Raw genomic sequence first — 17397 nt, forward strand, 5'->3', positions numbered from 1 at the left:
GGCCACCGTCGTCGGTGGCGTGCCGGTTGCGGACGACCGCCGCACCTCGGTCGCGACGAGCGGTCCGTCCAGGTCAGAGCATCGGGCTGGCGTCGCTGAGCAGTCCCTCGATCTCGGCGACGACCTCGTCCGGGTTGCGGAACATCGGATCGATGAGAGACCCGCCGCGCCGGTCCAGCGCGCCCCACTGTCCGACGCCGTTGGTGGCCAGGAACGCCACCGGATGGATCAGCAGCACCGGGTGCGCCGGGGCGACCAGCACCTGACCGGTCCGGTCCACCACGCCCTTGCGTCCGGCCAGGTCGACCACGGCCAGCCCCTCGTCGGTGAACCCGTCGACGTACCGGCCGTCGGCGAGGGTGGTGTGGAAACCGTGGTAGCGGGTCGGCACCACGATCTGCCCGGTGCGGTCGACGGCACCCCACCCGTCCCGCCGGACCGCCGCCACGCCCCGGCGGAACGGCCGCACCTCGGCGAAGCCGGGCGGCACCACCACCGCACCGGCGGTGTCCACCGCCAGCCAGCCGCTGTCGTCGCGCATTACCCAGGCCAGCCCGTCGGAGAAGGGCCGGGCCGCGAGGTAGGTCGGCTCGACCACTGTCTCGCCGGTCAGGTCGATCAACGACCACCGGTCGCTCTGCGTGCCGCGTACCCAGGCCAGGCCCTCCCGGAACGGCTGGGCCTCGGCGTACCGGGCCGGCACGACCAGGTCACCCTCGCCGTCCGCGTACCCCCACAGGCCCTCGTCGCCGTCGCGGGCCGGCACCGGCGGCCGCTCCCGCTCCAACACCTCGTCCCAACTCCGCGGGTACGGCCCGAAGCCGCCCGCCTCGGCGCGCGCGGCGATCGCGTCCAGCCCGACGCGTACCCGGGCCAGCAACTCGGCGTCCCCCTCGCCGCGCAGGTCGAGGGCGCGCTCGAAGTGGTGGCACGCCTCCATCAGGCGACCCTGGTCGTAGCAGGAGCGCGCGGCGTGTTCGTGCAACGCTGCGCGCAACCGGTCCGGCAGCTCCACCGAGTTGGCCTCCGCGAACAACCGGTCGGCCTCGGCGAACTCGCCCCGCCAGCGCAGCACGTGCGCCAACCGGGCCTGCGCCAGCGCGGACCGCCGCAGCTCGCCGGTCGCCTCCGCGTAGGTCAGCGCCATCCGGCCGTCGTCCACCGCGTCGTCGAGATCTCCGAGTACGCGCGACGCCACCGCCCGCAGGCTCAGCAACCGGGCCCGGGAACGGTTGTCCAGGGCGGAGGCGAGCTTGTCGGTGAGCCCCTGCCGAAGCTCCCGCAGTTCCGCGGGATCGTCGACCAGTTCGCGCAGCGTCGTCGGGTCGAGCCGCCAGGGATAGTGCGCCAGCAGCTGCTCCGGGTCGGCCGGTGCCTCGGGTTCGTCCTCCGGCTCTGGTGCCTCGTCGGGCTCCGGCTCGTCGTCCGATGCGGCCGAGCGGGCGTCCGTGGCCGGGCGATCGGTCCCGGAGAGCGAGTCGTCGGTGTCCGCCGTTGGCATTCCGGTGGCCGACGGCGCGGTAGCGGCGCTGGACGGCGTGGCGCCGGCGGTCGGTGCTGCTGCGTCGTCCGGCAGCGCTGAGGTGTCCGACGGCGCTGAGGTGTCCGACGGTGTGGTCGGGTCGTGCGGCGGTGCGGACACCGGCGCGGCGGGCGTCGACGAGTCGTCGAGGTCCGGGAACCTCTCCGTCTCCGGCGAGGTGCCCGTGACGCTCGTCCGATCCAACGGGGTGGAGGGCACGGCGGAGACCGGGGCGACGGGCGGTGCGGAGACCGGTGCCGGCAAGTCCCGCTCCGCCGGGCGCGGTCCGGGTGGTGCGGAGACCGGCGTCGAGGTGTCGAGGACCGGCGGCGCGGAGACCGGGATGGCGAGCTGCGGTACCGGGTCCGTCGAGTAAGGATCGGACGGCCCGGCGGCGGACGCCACGGACGTCTCCGGGAACACGGGCGCGGACACCGGTCGGGCCGGCGGTCCCGAGATCGGCCGGTCCGGGATTCCGGAGACGGGTCGGTCCGGCGGTCCGGAGATCGGCCGTGCGGGTGGTCCGGAGACCGGTGTCGCAGGTGGCCCGGAGGCCGGGCGTGCCGACATGTCGGCATCGGCGCGGAACGACGGCGTCGAGAGGGACGGCGTCGCCGGTGCCGAGACCGGCCGGTCCGTCTCGGCCGGCCCGGCGCTGAACCACGACGGCTCAGGTGCCTCGGGGGAACCGTGACGGGCGGGCCGGTCGGGGGTGACCGCCGGACCGGGATCTGCTGCCCCGAACCACCCGGCTCCGCTCTCCGCCGGTGCCGGGGACGGCGAGTGCGCGGCCGGCTCGGCCGGCGGCGGGAGGAACCGGGTCGGCTTCCGGGCGGCGGGCCGTGGCTCCGACGTCTCCGACCCGGACCGCTCGCCCGGTGGCCGCTCGCCCGGCGTGCGGTCGAGCGGCCTGCGGTCGAGTGGTGGACGGTCGGCCGGTGGCCGTTCGATCGGCGTGCGGTCGAGCGGCCTGCGGTCGATGGGCGTGTGGTCGAGTGGTGGGCGTGCCGGCCCGGCGGTCGTAGGCGCGTGCGTGGGCGGTGCGGAGACCGGGCGGTGACTCGGCGGTGCCGAGGCTGCTGGCGGTGCGCTGACTGGACGCTGACTCGGTGGCGCGGAGAAGGATGGTGCGGAGACCGGCGGCGGGACAACGGCGGGCCGGTGGCTCGGTGGTCCGCTGACCGGTCGGTGGTTCGGGGGTGCGGAGACCGGCGGCGTGGCGGGGGCCGGTGGCGGCGGAACGGCGCGCTGCGTGGGCGGCGCGGAGACCGGACGCACCGGTGACGGACCGGCGGCGGGTGGTGCCGCCGCGACCGAGGGTGCCGGGGTCGGCGGCGGGGTGGCGACGACCGGCTGGTCGTGCAGGGGAGCGGGACGAACCTGGTGCTCGTGCAGCGGAGCCGGGCGTACCTCGTGCTGGTGCAGTGGTGCCGGCCGGACGGTGTCCCCGGCCGGCGTGCGGTTCCCGGCGGCTGCGGCGGGCCGGTCCCGGTTCGGGTCCGGACGGTCGAGACGTTCCCGATCTGGCCGGCCACCGGTGGCCCGCTCGCGGTCGGTGTCGTCGGGCCGGTCCGGGACCACGGTGAGCGGCCGGTCCCGGTGCGTGACGTCGGGCCGACCACGCTCCGGTGCGGGGGATACGGGCCGGGCGCGACCGGCGGCGGGCGACACCGGGCGGTCCGAGTCCGGCGCGGGGGAGACCGGTCGGTCGGGGACCACCGACAGATGGGGGCGGCCAGTCCGGAGAACGTCGTCGTCGGGAGCCGGGGAGACGGGCCGGTCGAGGTCGGGCCGTCGGGCGGCTGGGCGGTCCGAGTCGAACCGCTCGGGCCCCGCCGGGTCCGGGAATTCGTCGGCGCGGCGACGCTCGTCCGGTCGGTGCCGGTCGGTACCGGGCTCGGGAGCCGCCGGTCGCTGGTACTCGCGGTGGTCCCGTCCGGTGCTCGGGCGCAGCGGCCCGGGGGCAGGCCATGGCAGGTCCCCGCTCGTGGGCGCCGCATCCCGTTCCGGTGGTTCGGGACGCTCCCACTCGTCGCGGGTGCGGATCGGCTCCTCGTCGACGTAGCCGTCCGGGTACGGGGCGCTGTCCGGGTCGCCCACGCTGAAGTCGTCGCGGTAGTCGTACCGCTCCACCGACGGCCGGTCGTCGACCGACGGCTCGCCAGGGTGGCTGCTCCACTGGTAGCGGGGCCGTGAGGAGGATTCACCGGTCGGCCGCCGGTCGGCGTCCTCGGCCGGTCGACGCGCGGCGGAGGGCCGACGCCGGTCGTCGTCCGGCTCGGCGGCCCAACCGGGCTCCGCGCGTCCGGCCGGGGAGGTCGGCGCATCCCGGTCCCAGCGGCCGTCGCGCCCGACGGGTTCGGACCGACGTGGGCGCTGGGGGTGGCGGTCGGGGTCGCGCTCGTCCCACCGGTCCGGGCCACGCCGGGCATAGCGCTCCGGATCCCGGTCGTCGCGTCGGTCCGGATCGCGTCGGGCATAGCGGTCCGGGGCACGGTCGTCGCGTCGGTCCGGATCGCGTCGGGCGAAGCGGTCCGGGTCGCGTGGGTCGGTCCCACGGCGGGCGTACCGGTCGGGGTCTCGGTCGTCGCGTCGGTCCGGATCACGGCGGGCGTACCGGTCCGGGTCACGGCCGTCCGGTTCGCGCCGGTCCGGGGCGCGCCTGTCTGCGTCGCGCCGGTCCGGGGCAGGCCGGTCTGCGTCGCGCCGGTCCGGGGCAGGCCGGTCTGGGTCGCGCCTGTCTGGGTCGCGTCGGTTGGCGTCGCGTCGGTCCGGATCGCGGTCATACCAGTCGGCGTCACCGCGCTCGGGGGCGTCCCAGCCGAAACGGTCCCGGTCCCGTCGGTCTGGGTCGCGCCGGTCCGGGTCGCGCCGGTCTGGGTCGCGCCGGTCTGGGTCACGGCGGTCTGGGTCACGGCGGGCGTAGCGGTCGGCGTCGCGGCGGTCGGCGTCGCGTCGGGCGTACCGGTCGGGTTCCCGTGGGTCGCGGCGGTCCGGGTCGCGTCGGGCGTACCGGTCGGGTTCCCGTTGGTCGCGGCGGTCCGGGTCGGGCGGGGCGTACCGGTCGCGGCGGTCCGGGTCCCTCGGCGGGTACCGGTCGGGGTCGCGCTGGTCGTGGCGAGTCGGTGTACCGGCGGCACCCTGGGCGCCCATCTCGGACCAGGTGATCCCGTCCCGTTCGCGCTCGGACCATCGGCCCTCGGGGCCGGGTCGCTCCGGACGCGCACCGGCGAGCGACCGGTCGTACGGTGGCGCGCTGGTGGGCCCGTCGTGGCGTCGGGGCTCCGGGATCTCCTGCCGTCCCGGCCGACCGTCCGGCTCGTCGTCCCAGGACCTGCCCACGTACGTGCCGTCCGGCCGTGTCGGGGCGAGTGGCGGCACCTCGGCGCGGCCGACCGCGCTGGACCGGCTGCGGCCGGGTGGCGGCTGGTGGTCGAGGCCGATGTCACCCGGGTATCGCTGGCCCGGGAACTGGGGTTGCCACTCGGCCGTCGGTTCGACGACCCAGGACGGATCGGCGGGGCCCGGCCACCGGTCGGCGTAGCCGCGACTCATCCGCGGGGCCTGTCGCTGCGGCCGGGACGTCGCCGGGTGGCGGCGCCGGCTGCGGCATGGCGGTCTCGGGCCGGCCCGACGGACGGCGCGACACCGGAAGGCAAGGTCACGGCAGACCACGGGACCGACGTCCGCCCGTTCACGGGCGCGCCCCGGTGGTCGGCTCGCGTCCGCTCGCTCACGCCGATGTCACCTCGTCGGAAATGGTCGCGCTGGGCACCCCTGCGGGCCGGTGAAGTCGCTCGTCCCGGCACCGAATGGCTGCGCATGGAGGGTAGCGGCGTGGGCTCGTTCACCGCCACTGCGGCACCCTCGTCGAACTCAAACGTTATCCTATTGATCAGGACATTTAGGGCTTTGATCGGGTCGGACTTCCCGCGATCCGCAACCCTTGGTCAACTCGCCGTCGCGGCACCGGTCGCGAGTCAGGGATGCTCCATCACCAGCACCGCGAACGTACCCGGTGCGAGGGCCTCGTAGCGGTGCGGGGCGTCGCCCGGGAAGGTCGCGTAGTCCCCCGGGCCGAGTTCCACCTGGTCCTGTTCGGGGCCGCAGCGCAGTCGACCGGCGCCCACCACCACGTGCTCCACGCTGCGCGGGGTGTGCGGGTCGGCGGTACGTACCCGGCCCGGCTCCAGCTCGATCAGGTATACGTCCCGGCGGGCGTGCGCGGCTCCGGCGGTCAGCAGCGTGCCGACGAAGTCGGCGTGCTCGGAACGGATGCGGGGGCCGTCCCCGGCCCGGACCACCCGGACCGTGGTGGCCGGCGGCTCGACCAGCCGGCTGAACGGCACGTCGAGCGCCACTCCCAGCGCCCACAGTGTCTCCACACTCGGGTTGCCGACGCCGGACTCCAGTTGCGACAGCGTCGACTTGGCGATGCCGGCCCGCCGGGCGAGCTCGGTGAGGGAGATGCCCACCCGTTGCCGTTCGTAGCGGAGGGCGGCGGCGATGGTGGCCAACGGGGGAGTGGGTTCGGGGGCCATGGTTCGCTCCGTCGGTCATGCTGTTCTATTTGACGAACATCAGCGGCGTGTTCATCATGATGAACCATGCGTACGCCAGAACGAACACCGGGGGCCGGCGTCCTCCGGGACGTCGCCGCCATCGCGGCGGCGATGGTCGCCGTGGGCGCCTCGTTCGGCGCGGTCGCCGTGGCGGCCGGAGTTCCCGGCTGGGCCGCCGTGACGATGTCGGTCCTGGTGTACGCCGGAGGCGCGCAGTTCATGGCGGTCGGGTTGCTGGCCGCCGGCAACCCGGTCGCCGCCGTCCTCGCCGGGCTGCTGCTCAACGCCCGGCATCTGCCGTTCGGGTTGACCCTCGGTGACACGATCGGCCGCCGACTGCGGCACCGTCTGCTCGGCAGTCACCTGATGACCGACGAGGCGACCGCGTTCACCCTGGCCCGGCCGCCCGGTGCCGACCGCCGCCGGGCGTTCTGGCTCGCCGGGGTGCTGCTCTTCCTGGCCTGGAACGCCGGCACCGTGCTCGGCGTGTTGGCCGGCGGGGTGGCCGGTGACCCGGCCGCACTCGGCCTGGACGCGGCCTTCCCGGCCGGCCTGATCGCCCTGCTGCTGCCCAGCCTGCGTGATCCCGAGACCCGGCGGATGGCGCTGGCCGGTGCCGTGGTGGCGGTACTCACCACGCCGCTGCTCCCCGCCGGCCTGCCGGTGCTGCTCGCCCTGGCCGGCCCGGGGCTGCTGGCCGTCCAGCGGATCCGGACCGGCCGTACGCGGATCGACGCAGCGCAGACCTCCGCGCCGGGCGGTACGCCGCAGAACTCCAGGCCGGTCGACGCGCTGGAGGCACCCGCGTCGGGGAATCCGCTGCAGATCGCTACGCAGCCGGTCGACACACCGACGGTCGACGTGCCGGGGGCCGATCCGGTGCCGGCCGGGCGAGGGGAGAAGGAGCCGTGCTGATCGCGGCGATCGTGGCGCTGGCCGTCGGGACGTACGCCTTCCGGGTCGCCGGGGTGCTGCTGCGGGACCGGCTCGACCTGCCGGCGTGGGCGCGGCAGTTGCTGCCGGTCGGCGCGGCGGCCCTGCTGGCGGCGCTGGCGGCCACTGCGGCGCTGACCGAGGCGGGCGGCTTCGCCGGCTGGGCCCGACCGGCGGGGGTGCTGGTCGGGGTGGCGCTGGCCTGGCGACGCGCGCCGTTCGTGGTGGTGGTCCTCGCCGCCGCCGGCACCGCTGCGGTGCTGCGCCTGCTCGGCGTGCCGTGACCGGTGCCGGTCACGGGCCGGAGAGGGTCGCCGCGGCGCGGCGGCGACCGGCGGGTCAGACCGGGTCGCCGAGGGCGACCCGAGGCTCCGGGGTACGCAGCTTGCGGAAGGTGATCGACCGCATGATCGCGTAGAAGTAGAGCGAGCCCATCCGCTGGTCGGTGCGGGGGAAACGTTCCCGGACCAGCTTCTTGATCTTGCGCGAGATGAGCACGGAGTCGATCACCACGCCCAGCGCCAGCGCGCCCCAGAGCAGGTTCGAGGCGAGCCGGATCTCCGGGGGCATCGCCTGGTTGGAGCCGATCAGCACGACCAGCGCGCCGCCGAAGAACCAGGTGCCGACGGTCCGCCGGGAGTCCACCACGTTGCGGGCGAGCAGCCGCTCCGGGCCCCGGTCGCGCGGACCGCCCTCGCGCCGGAACTCCGCCGACGCCTCGGCGCGCCGCTGGCGACGCAGCGCCTTGGCCTCGTCCTTGCTCAGCGGCTTGGTCGCGCCGGCCGGCCGACGGCCGGTGACGGGCCGCTTGGGCGTCTCCCGTCCCTTGCCCGGCGTGTAACCACGCGCACGAGTGGAATCCGACTCCTCCTCGGCCGGGGTCTCCGGCTCGGTGACGGGATCGGCGAGGTCGGCGGACTTACGACGAAACAGCGACGGCACGCGGCAAGGGTAGCCAACGCCACGAGGCCGGTGCACATCGGTGCACCGGACCCGTGCGGGAGGGGCCGGAGTCCCCGGTCGAGGTCAGGGTCGCTCGACGTGCGCGCCGAGGTCGGCGAGCTTCGCCTCGAAGTCCTCGTAGCCCCGGTTGATCAGGTCGACGCCGTACACCCGGGAGGTGCCCTCGGCGGCCAGCGCGGCGATCAGGTGGCTGAAACCGGCCCGCAGGTCGGGGATGACCAGGTCGGCCGCGTGCAGTTTGCTCGGCCCGGCGATCACCGCCGAGTGCTTGAAGTTGCGCCGGCCGAAGCGGCACGGCGTGCCGCCCAGGCAGTCCCGGTAGACCTGGATGTTCGCGCCCATCGTGTTGAGCGCCTCGGTGTAGCCCAGCCGCTGCTCGTAGACCGTCTCGTGGACGATCGACAGGCCCCGCGCCTGGGTCAGCGCCACCACCAGGGGCTGCTGCCAGTCGGTCATGAAGCCCGGGTGCACGTCGGTCTCCAGGGCCACCGCGTTCAGCTCGCCGCCCGGGTGCCAGAACCGGATGCCGCCCTCCTGACCCGGGTGCCCCAGCTTCGGCGGGCGGGCGTCGGTCACCTCGTACTCGCCGCCGACCGAGCGAAAGACGTTCAGGAAGGTCATCATGTCGGCCTGCTCGGCACCGAGCACCTCGACGTGACCCCGGGTGGCCAGGGCCGCCGCGGCCCAGCTCGCCGCCTCGATCCGGTCCGGGATCGGCCGGTGCGTGTAGCCGTGCAGTCGGGGCACGCCCTGGATCTCGATGACCCGGTCGGTGTGCACCTTGATGATCGCGCCCATCTTCTGCAGGATGCAGATCAGGTCGATGATCTCCGGCTCCACGGCGGCGTTGCGTAGCTCGGTGACACCCTCGGCCATCACGGCGGTGAGCAGCACCTGCTCGGTCGCGCCCACACTCGGGTAGGGCAGAGAGAACTTGGTGCCGTGCAGGCCGTTCGGGGCGGACAGGTGCAGCCCCTCGGGGGTCTTCTCGACCGTGGCGCCGAACTCCCGCAGCGCCTGGAGGTGGAAGTCGATCGGCCGGGGGCCGATGTGGCAGCCGCCCAGGTCCGGGATGAAGGCGTGCCCGAGGCGGTGCAGCAGCGGTCCGCAGAACAGGATCGGGATCCGGCTGGAACCGGCGTGCACGTTGATCTGGTCGGTGCTGGCGCCCTCCACGTTGGCGGGGTCGAAGACCAGCTCGCCGTCCTCGAGGCCGTCGGTCACCTTGACGCCGTGCAGCCCGAGCAGGCCCCGGACCACCTCCACGTCGCGAATCTTGGGTACGTCGAACAACCGGCTCGGGCTGTCGCCCAGCAGGGCGGCGACCATCGCCTTGGAAACCAGGTTCTTCGCACCGCGCACGCGGATCCGCCCTTGAAGCGGGGTGCCTCCGTGTACGACCAGGACGTCGTCGGTCAACGCAACCTCCAGCGCGTGCGTGCTGCCGTATCGATCTGGGTCACCGCAGGTGGCTACCCACGGCGCGGTCGCGGCCAAACGCACACGCCCGCGGTGTCTCGTCCGCCCGGCAGCATAGCCCTCTGTGATGAGAATGGATCCGGTCACACTACCCCTGGGGGCATTTATCGGTGATCCGGCACTTTTGTGTACGGCAATGGTTGCCGAGAGTGATCAGGCGCCCGGTAGTGCGAGCATCTGGTCCAGCGCCACCCGCGCGTGGTGCGCGGTGTCCGCGTCGACGGTGATCCGGTTGACCACCCGACCCGCGACCAGCTCCTCCAGCGCCCACACCAGGTGCGGCAGATCGATGCGGTTCATCGTCGAGCAATAGCAGACGGCCTTGTCCAGGAACATGATCTGCTTGTCCGGGTGCGCCAGCGCGAGTCGGCGGACCAGATTCAGCTCGGTGCCGACCGCCCATGCCGAACCGGCCGGAGCCGCCTCGATCGTACGGATGATGTACTCCGTCGAACCGACCAGATCGGCGGCGTTGACCACCTCGTGCCGGCACTCGGGGTGCACCAGCACGTTCACGCCTGGCACCCGCTCGCGTACGTCGTTGACGCTGTCGAGGGTGAACCGGCCGTGCACCGAACAGTGCCCCCGCCACAGAATCATCCGCGCGTCGCGAAGCTGCTCGGGCGTCAGCCCACCGCCCGGCTTGTGCGGGTCGTAGAGCACACAGTCGTCCAGCGAGAAGCCCATCTCCAGCACGGCCGTGTTGCGGCCCAGGTGCTGGTCGGGCAGGAAGAGTACCTTCTCGCCCTGCTGGTAGGCCCACTCCAGGGCCCGCTTGGCGTTCGACGAGGTGCAGACGACCCCGCCGTTGCGACCGACGAAGCCCTTGATGTCGGCCGACGAGTTCATGTAGGTCACCGGGACCGTCTGCGCCGCGATGCCCAGCTCGGTCAGGACGTCCCACGCGCTCTCGACCTGCGGCAGCGCGGCCATGTCCGCCATCGAGCAGCCCGCCGCCAGGTCCGGCAGGATCACCTGCTGCGCGTCCGAGGTGAGGATGTCGGCGCTCTCGGCCATGAAGTGCACACCGCAGAAGACGATGTACTCCGCGTCCGGCCGGGCGGCCGCCTCGCGGGCCAGCTTGAACGAGTCACCGGTCACGTCGGCGAACTGGATCACCTCGTCGCGCTGATAGTGGTGCCCCAGCACGAAGACCCGGTCGCCGAGCGCGGCCTTGGCCGCCGCCGCCCGGGACACCAGATCGGGGTCGCTCGGTGCCGGCAGGTCACCCGGACACTCCACGCCACGCTCGGTGGCGGGGTCGCTGCCACGGCCGAGAAGCAGCAGCGCAGTCGCGGTGTTGGAGGGCTCAACCCAGGTCGACGTCACGCTGACCATGGTCCCACAGCATGACCAGCGTGCCGCCCGAGCCGGTGTGGGCTGCCACACTGCCAGGCATGCGCGTACTGCTCTGTCCGGACAAGTTCGCCGGCACGCTGCCGGCCCCCGAGGTCGCCGCTGCGGTGGCCGACGGCTGGCGGGAGATCGCGCCCGGCGACGATCTGCTGGTCAGGCCGCTGGCCGACGGCGGGCCGGGCTTCCTCGACGTGCTCGCCGGCGCGCTGTCCGGCCGGCGGGTGCCGGTGCCGACGACCGATCCGCTGGGCCGTGCCGTCACCGGTGAGATCCTGCTCACCGACGACGGCGCGACCGCCTGGCTGGAGAGCGCCCAGGCGTGCGGACTGCACCTGCTCGACCCCGCCGAACGCAACCCCAGGGCCACCACGTCGTACGGGCTGGGTCAGTTGATCGCCGCCGCGGTCGAGGCGGGCGCCCGGACGGTGGTCGTCGGGCTGGGCGGCTCCGGCACCAACGACGGCGGCGCCGGGATGATCACCGCCTTGGGTGCCGTCCCGCTGGACGACACCGGCAACGCTCTGCCGTACGGCGGTGCCGCGCTGGCCGCCGCCGCCACGCTCGACGGGGCGCCCCGGCTGCGCGACGCCCGCCTGATCGCCGCCACCGACGTCGACAACCCCCTGCTCGGGCTGCACGGCGCGAGCAACGTCTTCGGGCCGCAGAAGGGCGCCGACCGGGCTGACGTGCTGCTGCTCGACGCCGCGCTCGGGCGCTGGGCCGAGGTGCTCGAACGCGACCTGCCGGGCTGCCCCAGCGGGCTCGGCGCGCTGCCCGGCGGAGGCGCGGCCGGTGGTGTCGGTGCCGCACTGCTCGCCCTCGGTGGCCGGTGCGAATCCGGCATCGGACTGGTCAGCCGTGCGATCGGGCTGGAGACCGTGCTCGACGAGGTCGATCTGGTGGTCACCGGCGAGGGCAAGTTCGACCACCAGTCGCTGCGCGGCAAGGTGGTGGCCGGGGTGGCGGGCGCGGCCCGGGACCGGGGCGTACCCTGCGTCGTGCTCGCCGGCCAGGTCAGCACCGGTCGGCGTGAGGCGGCGTCGGTCGGCGTGACCGACGCGTACAGCCTGGTGGAGCACTTCGGCGGCGAGGAGCGCGGCGGGCTGGCGGCGGCGATGGAACGTCCGGCCCAGGGGCTGCGGGAACTCGGCTCCCGACTGGCCCGGCAGTGGAGCCGCTGACCGCAGCTCGTCCCCGGAGCACCCCGGTGTCCGGCCTGCGCCGGAGGGGCCCGTCACGCTGCCGGGTCACCGGGCGCTCGGCGGCCTACAATCAGAAGCTGGACCGCTGTGGGAATCGCTGACCGGCGAACGACGTTGGCCAGGGGAAGACCACTTCTTCGAACGCGCGCAGGGAGAATTCCACGTGACCACGCCAGCGCAGACCGAGTCGACCGAGGCCAAGGCCCCCACGTCCGTCGTCCTCACCGACGTCGCGGCGCAGAAGGTCAAGGCCCTGATCGAGCAGGAGGGCCGCGACGACCTGCGGCTCCGCGTCGCCGTGCAGCCGGGTGGCTGCTCCGGCCTGCGGTATCAGCTCTTCTTCGACGAGCGTTCGCTCGACGGTGACGTCGTCACCGACTACGACGGTGTCGAGGTGGTCGTCGACCGGATGAGCGCCCCCTACCTGACCGGCGCCACCATCGACTTCGCCGACCGGATCGACGCCCAGGGCTTCACCATCGACAACCCCAACGCAGGCAACTCCTGCGCCTGCGGCGACTCCTTCAGCTGAGTCTCCAACCAACCTCCGACGGCGGAACGGCCCCCCGGCCGTTCCGCCGTCGCGCGTTCCCACCCCCCACCCACCCACCCCCACCCGGGCTCCGCGCTCCCGCCCGCCCCCGCCCGCCCTGCTGCCGGTGATCAAGAGGTTTTGGTCACGTGAGGGCGGCCGGGAGGGCGAAAACTCCTTGATCAACCTGGCCGGCCGGGGTGGGTACGGGGGTGTGGTTGGTGGGTTGGCCGGGGGCGGGATGGTTTGGGGTGGTGGGTGGGTAAGTGGGCGGTGGGGGAGGTTGAGCGGGCTGGTCGCTCGGTGGGCGTGGTGCCGGTAGGCTGACCGCGCCCTGATCCCGACCCCGAGGGTTGCCATGAAGATCGCCGTGACCGGCTCGATCGCCACCGACCACCTGATGAGCTTCCCGGGCCGGTTCGCCGACCAGCTCATCGCCGACCAGTTGCACAAGGTCTCGCTCTCCTTCCTGGTGGACGATCTGGTGCTACGCCGGGGCGGAGTGGCGGCGAACATCGCGTTCGGCATGGGACAACTCGGCCTGCGTCCGGTGCTGCTCGGGGCCGTCGGCGCCGACTTCGCCGACTACCGCTCCTGGCTGGAGCGGCACGGGGTGGACTGCGACTCGGTGCACATCAGCGAGGTGGCGCACACCGCCCGCTTCGTCTGCACCACCGACACCGACATGTGCCAGATCGCCTCGTTCTATGCCGGCGCGATGAGCGAGGCGCGCAACATCGAGCTGCACCCCGTCGCGCAGCGGCTCGGCGGGCTGGACCTGGTCCTGGTCGGCGCCAACGACCCGGAGGCGATGCTGCGCCACTCCGCCGAGTGCCGCGAGCGCGGTTACCGGTTCGCCGCCGACCCGTCCCAGCAGCTCGCCCGGATGGATGGCGAGGACGTGGTGTCGCTGATCGACGGCGCCGAGTACCTGATGACCAACGACTACGAGAAGTCGCTGCTGCAGACCAAGGCCGGGCTGAGCGACGCGCAGTTGCTGGACCGGGTCCGAATCCGGGTCACCACGCTGGGCAAGCACGGAGTGGAGATCGCCGGGCGGGACTTCGCCCCGATCCACGTGCCGATCGCCCGCGAGGCCCAGGCGATCGACCCCACCGGCGTCGGCGACGGCTTCCGCGCCGGCTTCTTCACCGCGCTCTCCTGGGGTGTCGGGCTGGAGCGCGCCGCGCAGGTCGGTTCGCTGCTGGCCGCCCTGGTGCTGGAGACCGTCGGCACCCAGGAGTACCAGGTGCGCCGCGACCTGTTCGTCAAGCGCCTCGCCGAGTCGTACGGCGACGAGGCCGCCGACGAGGTCCGCCCCCACCTGCTGCCCTGACCACTGCACCGTCGCGGCGTCCGTACGGTGTCCCGGCTCTCGATTCCGAGCGGTTCCGCTGCGGCGGACGGGATCGAGAGCCGATCGTGTGTTAGGTGCGGTGTTAGCAGGGGGCCCTTCCTATGCACGAGGCGTTAATAAGGTGCCCTTCCTTTCACAGAGACCGGCGGACGTCGTAGCCGGGGCCGGGTGCGGCGCCCAGGAACTCCTGCTGGCGCATCCGGCACCAGGCCGGGATGTCCACCGCCGCCGCCGGGTCGTCGGCGAGGACGCGGATCACCGCGCCGACGGGCAGGGACGGCAGCCGGCGGGCCAGCGCGATCACCGGCAGCGGGCACCGCTGGCCGAGACAGTCGAGCACCTCGTCGGGGGTCGTCACAGCCCCACCACCCCCGCCTCGGCCCGCAGGTCGGCCACGATCTGCGGCAACTCGGCGAGGAACCGGTCCACGTCCGCCTCGGTGGTGCCCCGGTGCAGCGAGACCCGGACGTTGCCGTGGGACAGCACCCCCATCGCCTCCAGCACGTGTGACGGGCGCAACGTCGACGAGGTGCAGGAAGAGCCCGACGACACCGCGAAGCCCCGCCGGTCCAACGCGTGCAGCAGCGCCTCGCCGTCGACATAGAGGCAGGAGAAGGTGACCAGGTGCGGCAGCCGCCGCTCGGGATCGCCCACCACCTCGACATCCGGCACGTCGGCCGCCACCCGGGCCCGGATCCGGTCCACCAGCGGGGTCAGCCGGGCCGCCTCGGCGTCGGCGTCGGCCGCCGCCGCGCGCAGGCTCGCCGCCGCCGCGACCACCGCCGGCAGGTTGACCGTGCCGGGGGTACGCCCCGACTCGTGCTCGTCCGACGGCCACGGCGACTCCCAGCGGGTGCCCTTGCGGACCACCAGCAGCCCGACGCCCGGGGGGCCGCCCCACTTGCGGGCGCTCGCGGTCAACACCGACCAGCCGGCCGGCACCGGTACCCGCCCCACGACCTGGGCGGCGTCGACGTGCAGCGGCACCCCCGCCTCGGCGCAGGCCGCCGCCGCGTCCTCGACCGGCTGCACGGTGCCCACCTCGTGGCTGGCGGCGATCAGCGCGGCCAGCGCCACCCCGGGCCCCGCCACCGCCGCCGACCAGGCGTCCAGGTCCAGCCGGCCGGACCGGTCGACCGGCACCTCGGTCGTGGTGCCGCCCCGCGCCACGTGCTGCTCGGCGGCGTGCAACACCGCCGAGTGCTCGATCGCCGAGTGCACCAGCCCCGCCCCGACACGCCGACGGCCGACCAGGCCACCCAGCACGGCCGCGTGCGCCGCGCTCGTACCGCTGGGGGTGAAGGAGAGCTCGTCGGGGCGTACGCCGAGGGTGTCCGCCGCCGCCTCGCGGGCGGCGTCGAGCAACTGGCGGGCGCGGCGCGCCTGGGTGTAGAGCCGATCCGGGTCGGCCCAACCGTCGTCGAGGGCGGCCAGCAGCGCCTGCCGAGCGACCGGATGCAGCGGCGCGGCGGTGGCCGCGTCCAGGTAGACCGGGGAAGGAATCACGTCTGCCCACGCTATCGCCTCGGTCCGCGCAAGATCCCCCGTCCAGGGCGGAGACTGACCCCAACCGGGTCGAGCCCGTCATGGTCGAGTAATCTGCGACCGTCGGTGACGCCTTTGCCGCTGGTGTGGTGGTTCCGCTCGGCGGAGCCGGCCGGACCGAGGAAGCACCGCGGCGCGCTAGGGAGGCAGGACCAGGTGGTCGCAAGGAGTTCGGAGGTACGGCCGACGGCCGTGCGGAGCAGCGCATCCCCAGGAGCCGTCGGGCGTCGGGGGCGTCGCGCCGGGCGTCTTGCCGGGCTCGGCTTCGGCGGGGCGGCGCTGCTGGTCCTGCTCACGGGCTGTGATGTCGGCGCGGCGTTCGGCGGCTTCGGCTGGCCCCAGGGCGGCATCACGCCGGAATCCCGGCGGATGTACGACCTGTGGATCGCCTCGTGCATCGCCGCGCTGGTGGTCGGCGTCTTCGTCTGGGGCCTGATCTTCTGGTGCGTGGTGCGTTACCGCAAGCGCGGCAACGAGCTGCCGGTGCAGACCCGATACAACCTGCCGATGGAGTTCCTCTACACCATCGCGCCGGTGCTGGTCGTGGCCGTGCTCTTCTACTACACCGCGGTCGTGCAGACCGACGTGGTGAAGACCACCAACAACCCCGACGTGACCGTCGAGGTGGTCGCCTTCAAGTGGAACTGGCAGTTCAACTACCGCGACGGCCAGGGTGTGGACGCGAACACCACCGCCTCCGTGCTGGGCACCAGCGAGGTCATCCCGATCTTGGTGCTGCCGAGCAACCGGTCCATCCGGTTCGAGGAGACCAGCCGCGACGTCATCCACTCCTTCTGGGTGCCGGAGATGCTGTTCAAGCGGGACGTGATGCCGGGCAGCATCCGCAACGTCTTCGAGGTCTCCTCGCTGGAGTCCGAGGGCGCGTACGTGGGCCGCTGCGCCGAGCTGTGCGGCAGCTACCACGCCTTCATGAACTTCGAGCTGCGGGTCGTCTCGCCGGAGAACTTCGACCGGTTCCTCGCGGCCAAGCAGGACGGGGCGTCGACCCAGGACGCGCTGACCGCGATCGGCGAGGAGCCGTACGCGATCACCACCAAGCCGTTCGAGACGCGCCGTACCCAGGACAACTTCAACCAGGCCAGCACCACGGCCGGCGCGGGAAACTGAGGTAACCCCGGATGAAGACCGAGTGGCGCATCTTCCTCATCATCGCCGCGTTCCTGCTGTTCGCCACCGCCCTCTACGGCGGTTGGACCTTCGCCGACTCGGGCGGTCGGGTCGAGTGGATCGGCACCGTGGCCCTGCTGCTGTCGTTCCTGCTCTGCTCCATGTGCGGCGGCTTCTTCTGGTTCGTCTCCCGCCGGATCGACCTGCGTCCCGAGGACCGTCCCGACGGTGAGATCGCCGACGGCGCGGGCGAGATCGGCTTCTTCAGCCCCGGCAGCTACTGGCCTTTCGGTCTGGCCCTGGCCGCCGCCATCGCCGGCCTCGGCCTGGTGTTCTGGCAGCTCTGGCTGCTCGTCGCCGGCATGGTGGCAGTGGTCTTCGCCACCTGCGGCCTGCTGTTCGAGTACTACAGCGGCACCCGGCGCACCGCCGAGCACTGATCGGCGCACCGACCTGGTGAAAGCCCGCCTCCTTGAGGGAGGCGGGCTTTCCCGTGTCCGTGTCTCCGTGTCCGTGCGTGCGGTCGCTGCGGCGGACGAGGTGTGTCGCGTGCCTGCGGACGGGGGATGCGGGGAGGTGTCGCGTGCTGCTGGACCGGAGCGGCGAGGGTGAGGAGGACGCCCTTGTCTCCCTCGCGTCGAGCGGGACGTGGTAGTGGCGCGTGGTGCCGCACCCCCGGACGGCTTCGATCGCCGTCACCCTCATGATCCGCGCAACTTCTTGGAAGTAGTTCCATCCTGAATCCGCTGGCCAGGAGGTCTTGACGGTGGGGTGGTGGTGGGTGTTTGAGCAGGTCCACGAAGAGGTGATCTTCGGGT

The 17397-nt window shown here is 73.3% G+C and carries 14 protein-coding genes; 7 read left to right on the top strand and 7 right to left on the bottom strand.

Going from position 1 to position 17397, the window contains the following annotated elements; translation table 11 throughout:
- Positions 1-73 precede the first annotated feature (73 nt).
- Positions 74-5077 carry a WG repeat-containing protein gene (locus ACIBO1_RS30010; protein WP_396752345.1) on the bottom strand — a complete coding sequence of 1668 codons (5004 nt, stop codon included), beginning with the start codon at positions 5075-5077 and terminating at the stop codon, positions 74-76.
- A 425-nt stretch (positions 5078-5502) separates the two neighbouring features.
- The gene (locus tag ACIBO1_RS30015; RefSeq protein WP_396752347.1) at positions 5503-6063 is read right to left on the bottom strand and encodes a helix-turn-helix domain-containing protein; all 561 of its coding nucleotides are present in this window, start codon (positions 6061-6063) and stop codon (positions 5503-5505) included.
- A gap of 66 nt (positions 6064-6129) precedes the next feature.
- On the opposite strand from ACIBO1_RS30015, the gene ACIBO1_RS30020 reads away from it, so the two are divergent.
- Positions 6130-6999 (top strand): AzlC family ABC transporter permease, encoded by an 870-nt coding sequence (locus ACIBO1_RS30020; RefSeq protein ID WP_396752349.1) that lies wholly within the window; start codon positions 6130-6132, stop codon positions 6997-6999.
- On the top strand, positions 6993-7301 hold the full coding sequence (locus tag ACIBO1_RS30025) for an AzlD domain-containing protein (protein WP_176094924.1): 309 nt from the start codon (positions 6993-6995) through the stop codon (positions 7299-7301). The genes ACIBO1_RS30020 and ACIBO1_RS30025 overlap by 7 nt, the downstream gene beginning before the upstream one ends.
- Before the next feature lie 55 nt (positions 7302-7356).
- Here the strand turns inward: ACIBO1_RS30025 and ACIBO1_RS30030 are convergent, their stop codons facing one another.
- The 3 genes from ACIBO1_RS30030 to nadA all read right to left on the bottom strand — a co-directional run bounded on the left by ACIBO1_RS30030 (position 7357) and on the right by nadA (position 10788).
- Positions 7357-7959 carry a DUF3043 domain-containing protein gene (locus ACIBO1_RS30030; RefSeq protein WP_396752351.1) on the bottom strand — a complete coding sequence of 201 codons (603 nt, stop codon included), beginning with the start codon at positions 7957-7959 and terminating at the stop codon, positions 7357-7359.
- Between the two features lie 84 nt (positions 7960-8043).
- The gene (murA, locus tag ACIBO1_RS30035; RefSeq protein ID WP_396752353.1) at positions 8044-9399 is read right to left on the bottom strand and encodes a UDP-N-acetylglucosamine 1-carboxyvinyltransferase; all 1356 of its coding nucleotides are present in this window, start codon (positions 9397-9399) and stop codon (positions 8044-8046) included.
- A gap of 213 nt (positions 9400-9612) precedes the next feature.
- Positions 9613-10788, bottom strand: coding sequence for a quinolinate synthase NadA (nadA, locus tag ACIBO1_RS30040; RefSeq protein ID WP_350696232.1), 1176 nt, complete (start codon positions 10786-10788; stop codon positions 9613-9615).
- Between the two features lie 68 nt (positions 10789-10856).
- Between nadA and ACIBO1_RS30045 the strand changes: the two genes are divergently transcribed.
- The 3 genes from ACIBO1_RS30045 to ACIBO1_RS30055 all read left to right on the top strand — a co-directional run bounded on the left by ACIBO1_RS30045 (position 10857) and on the right by ACIBO1_RS30055 (position 13885).
- Complete coding sequence (locus ACIBO1_RS30045) at positions 10857-11996, top strand: glycerate kinase (protein WP_396752355.1); 1140 nt, start codon at positions 10857-10859, stop codon at positions 11994-11996.
- A gap of 184 nt (positions 11997-12180) precedes the next feature.
- Positions 12181-12549, top strand: coding sequence for an iron-sulfur cluster insertion protein ErpA (erpA, locus tag ACIBO1_RS30050; RefSeq protein ID WP_007072244.1), 369 nt, complete (start codon positions 12181-12183; stop codon positions 12547-12549).
- Positions 12550-12907: 358 nt separating this feature from the next.
- Positions 12908-13885: a carbohydrate kinase family protein gene (locus tag ACIBO1_RS30055; protein ID WP_396752357.1), complete on the top strand. Its 978-nt coding sequence runs from the start codon at positions 12908-12910 to the stop codon at positions 13883-13885.
- Positions 13886-14039: 154 nt separating this feature from the next.
- Here the strand turns inward: ACIBO1_RS30055 and ACIBO1_RS30060 are convergent, their stop codons facing one another.
- Both ACIBO1_RS30060 and ACIBO1_RS30065 read right to left on the bottom strand, forming a co-directional pair.
- Positions 14040-14264: a sulfurtransferase TusA family protein gene (locus ACIBO1_RS30060; RefSeq protein ID WP_396752359.1), complete on the bottom strand. Its 225-nt coding sequence runs from the start codon at positions 14262-14264 to the stop codon at positions 14040-14042.
- On the bottom strand, positions 14261-15412 hold the full coding sequence (locus ACIBO1_RS30065) for a cysteine desulfurase family protein (protein WP_396752361.1): 1152 nt from the start codon (positions 15410-15412) through the stop codon (positions 14261-14263). The genes ACIBO1_RS30060 and ACIBO1_RS30065 overlap by 4 nt, the downstream gene beginning before the upstream one ends.
- A 195-nt stretch (positions 15413-15607) precedes the next feature.
- Between ACIBO1_RS30065 and coxB the strand changes: the two genes are divergently transcribed.
- Both coxB and ACIBO1_RS30075 read left to right on the top strand, forming a co-directional pair.
- The gene (gene coxB / locus ACIBO1_RS30070) at positions 15608-16579 is read left to right on the top strand and encodes a cytochrome c oxidase subunit II (RefSeq protein ID WP_350696240.1); all 972 of its coding nucleotides are present in this window, start codon (positions 15608-15610) and stop codon (positions 16577-16579) included.
- A gap of 11 nt (positions 16580-16590) precedes the next feature.
- Positions 16591-17019 (top strand): cytochrome c oxidase subunit 4, encoded by a 429-nt coding sequence (locus ACIBO1_RS30075; RefSeq protein WP_396752363.1) that lies wholly within the window; start codon positions 16591-16593, stop codon positions 17017-17019.
- Positions 17020-17397 lie beyond the last annotated feature (378 nt).

This window comes from Micromonospora sp. NPDC049903 (assembly GCF_044460945.1).
Lineage (GTDB): Bacteria > Actinomycetota > Actinomycetes > Mycobacteriales > Micromonosporaceae > Micromonospora.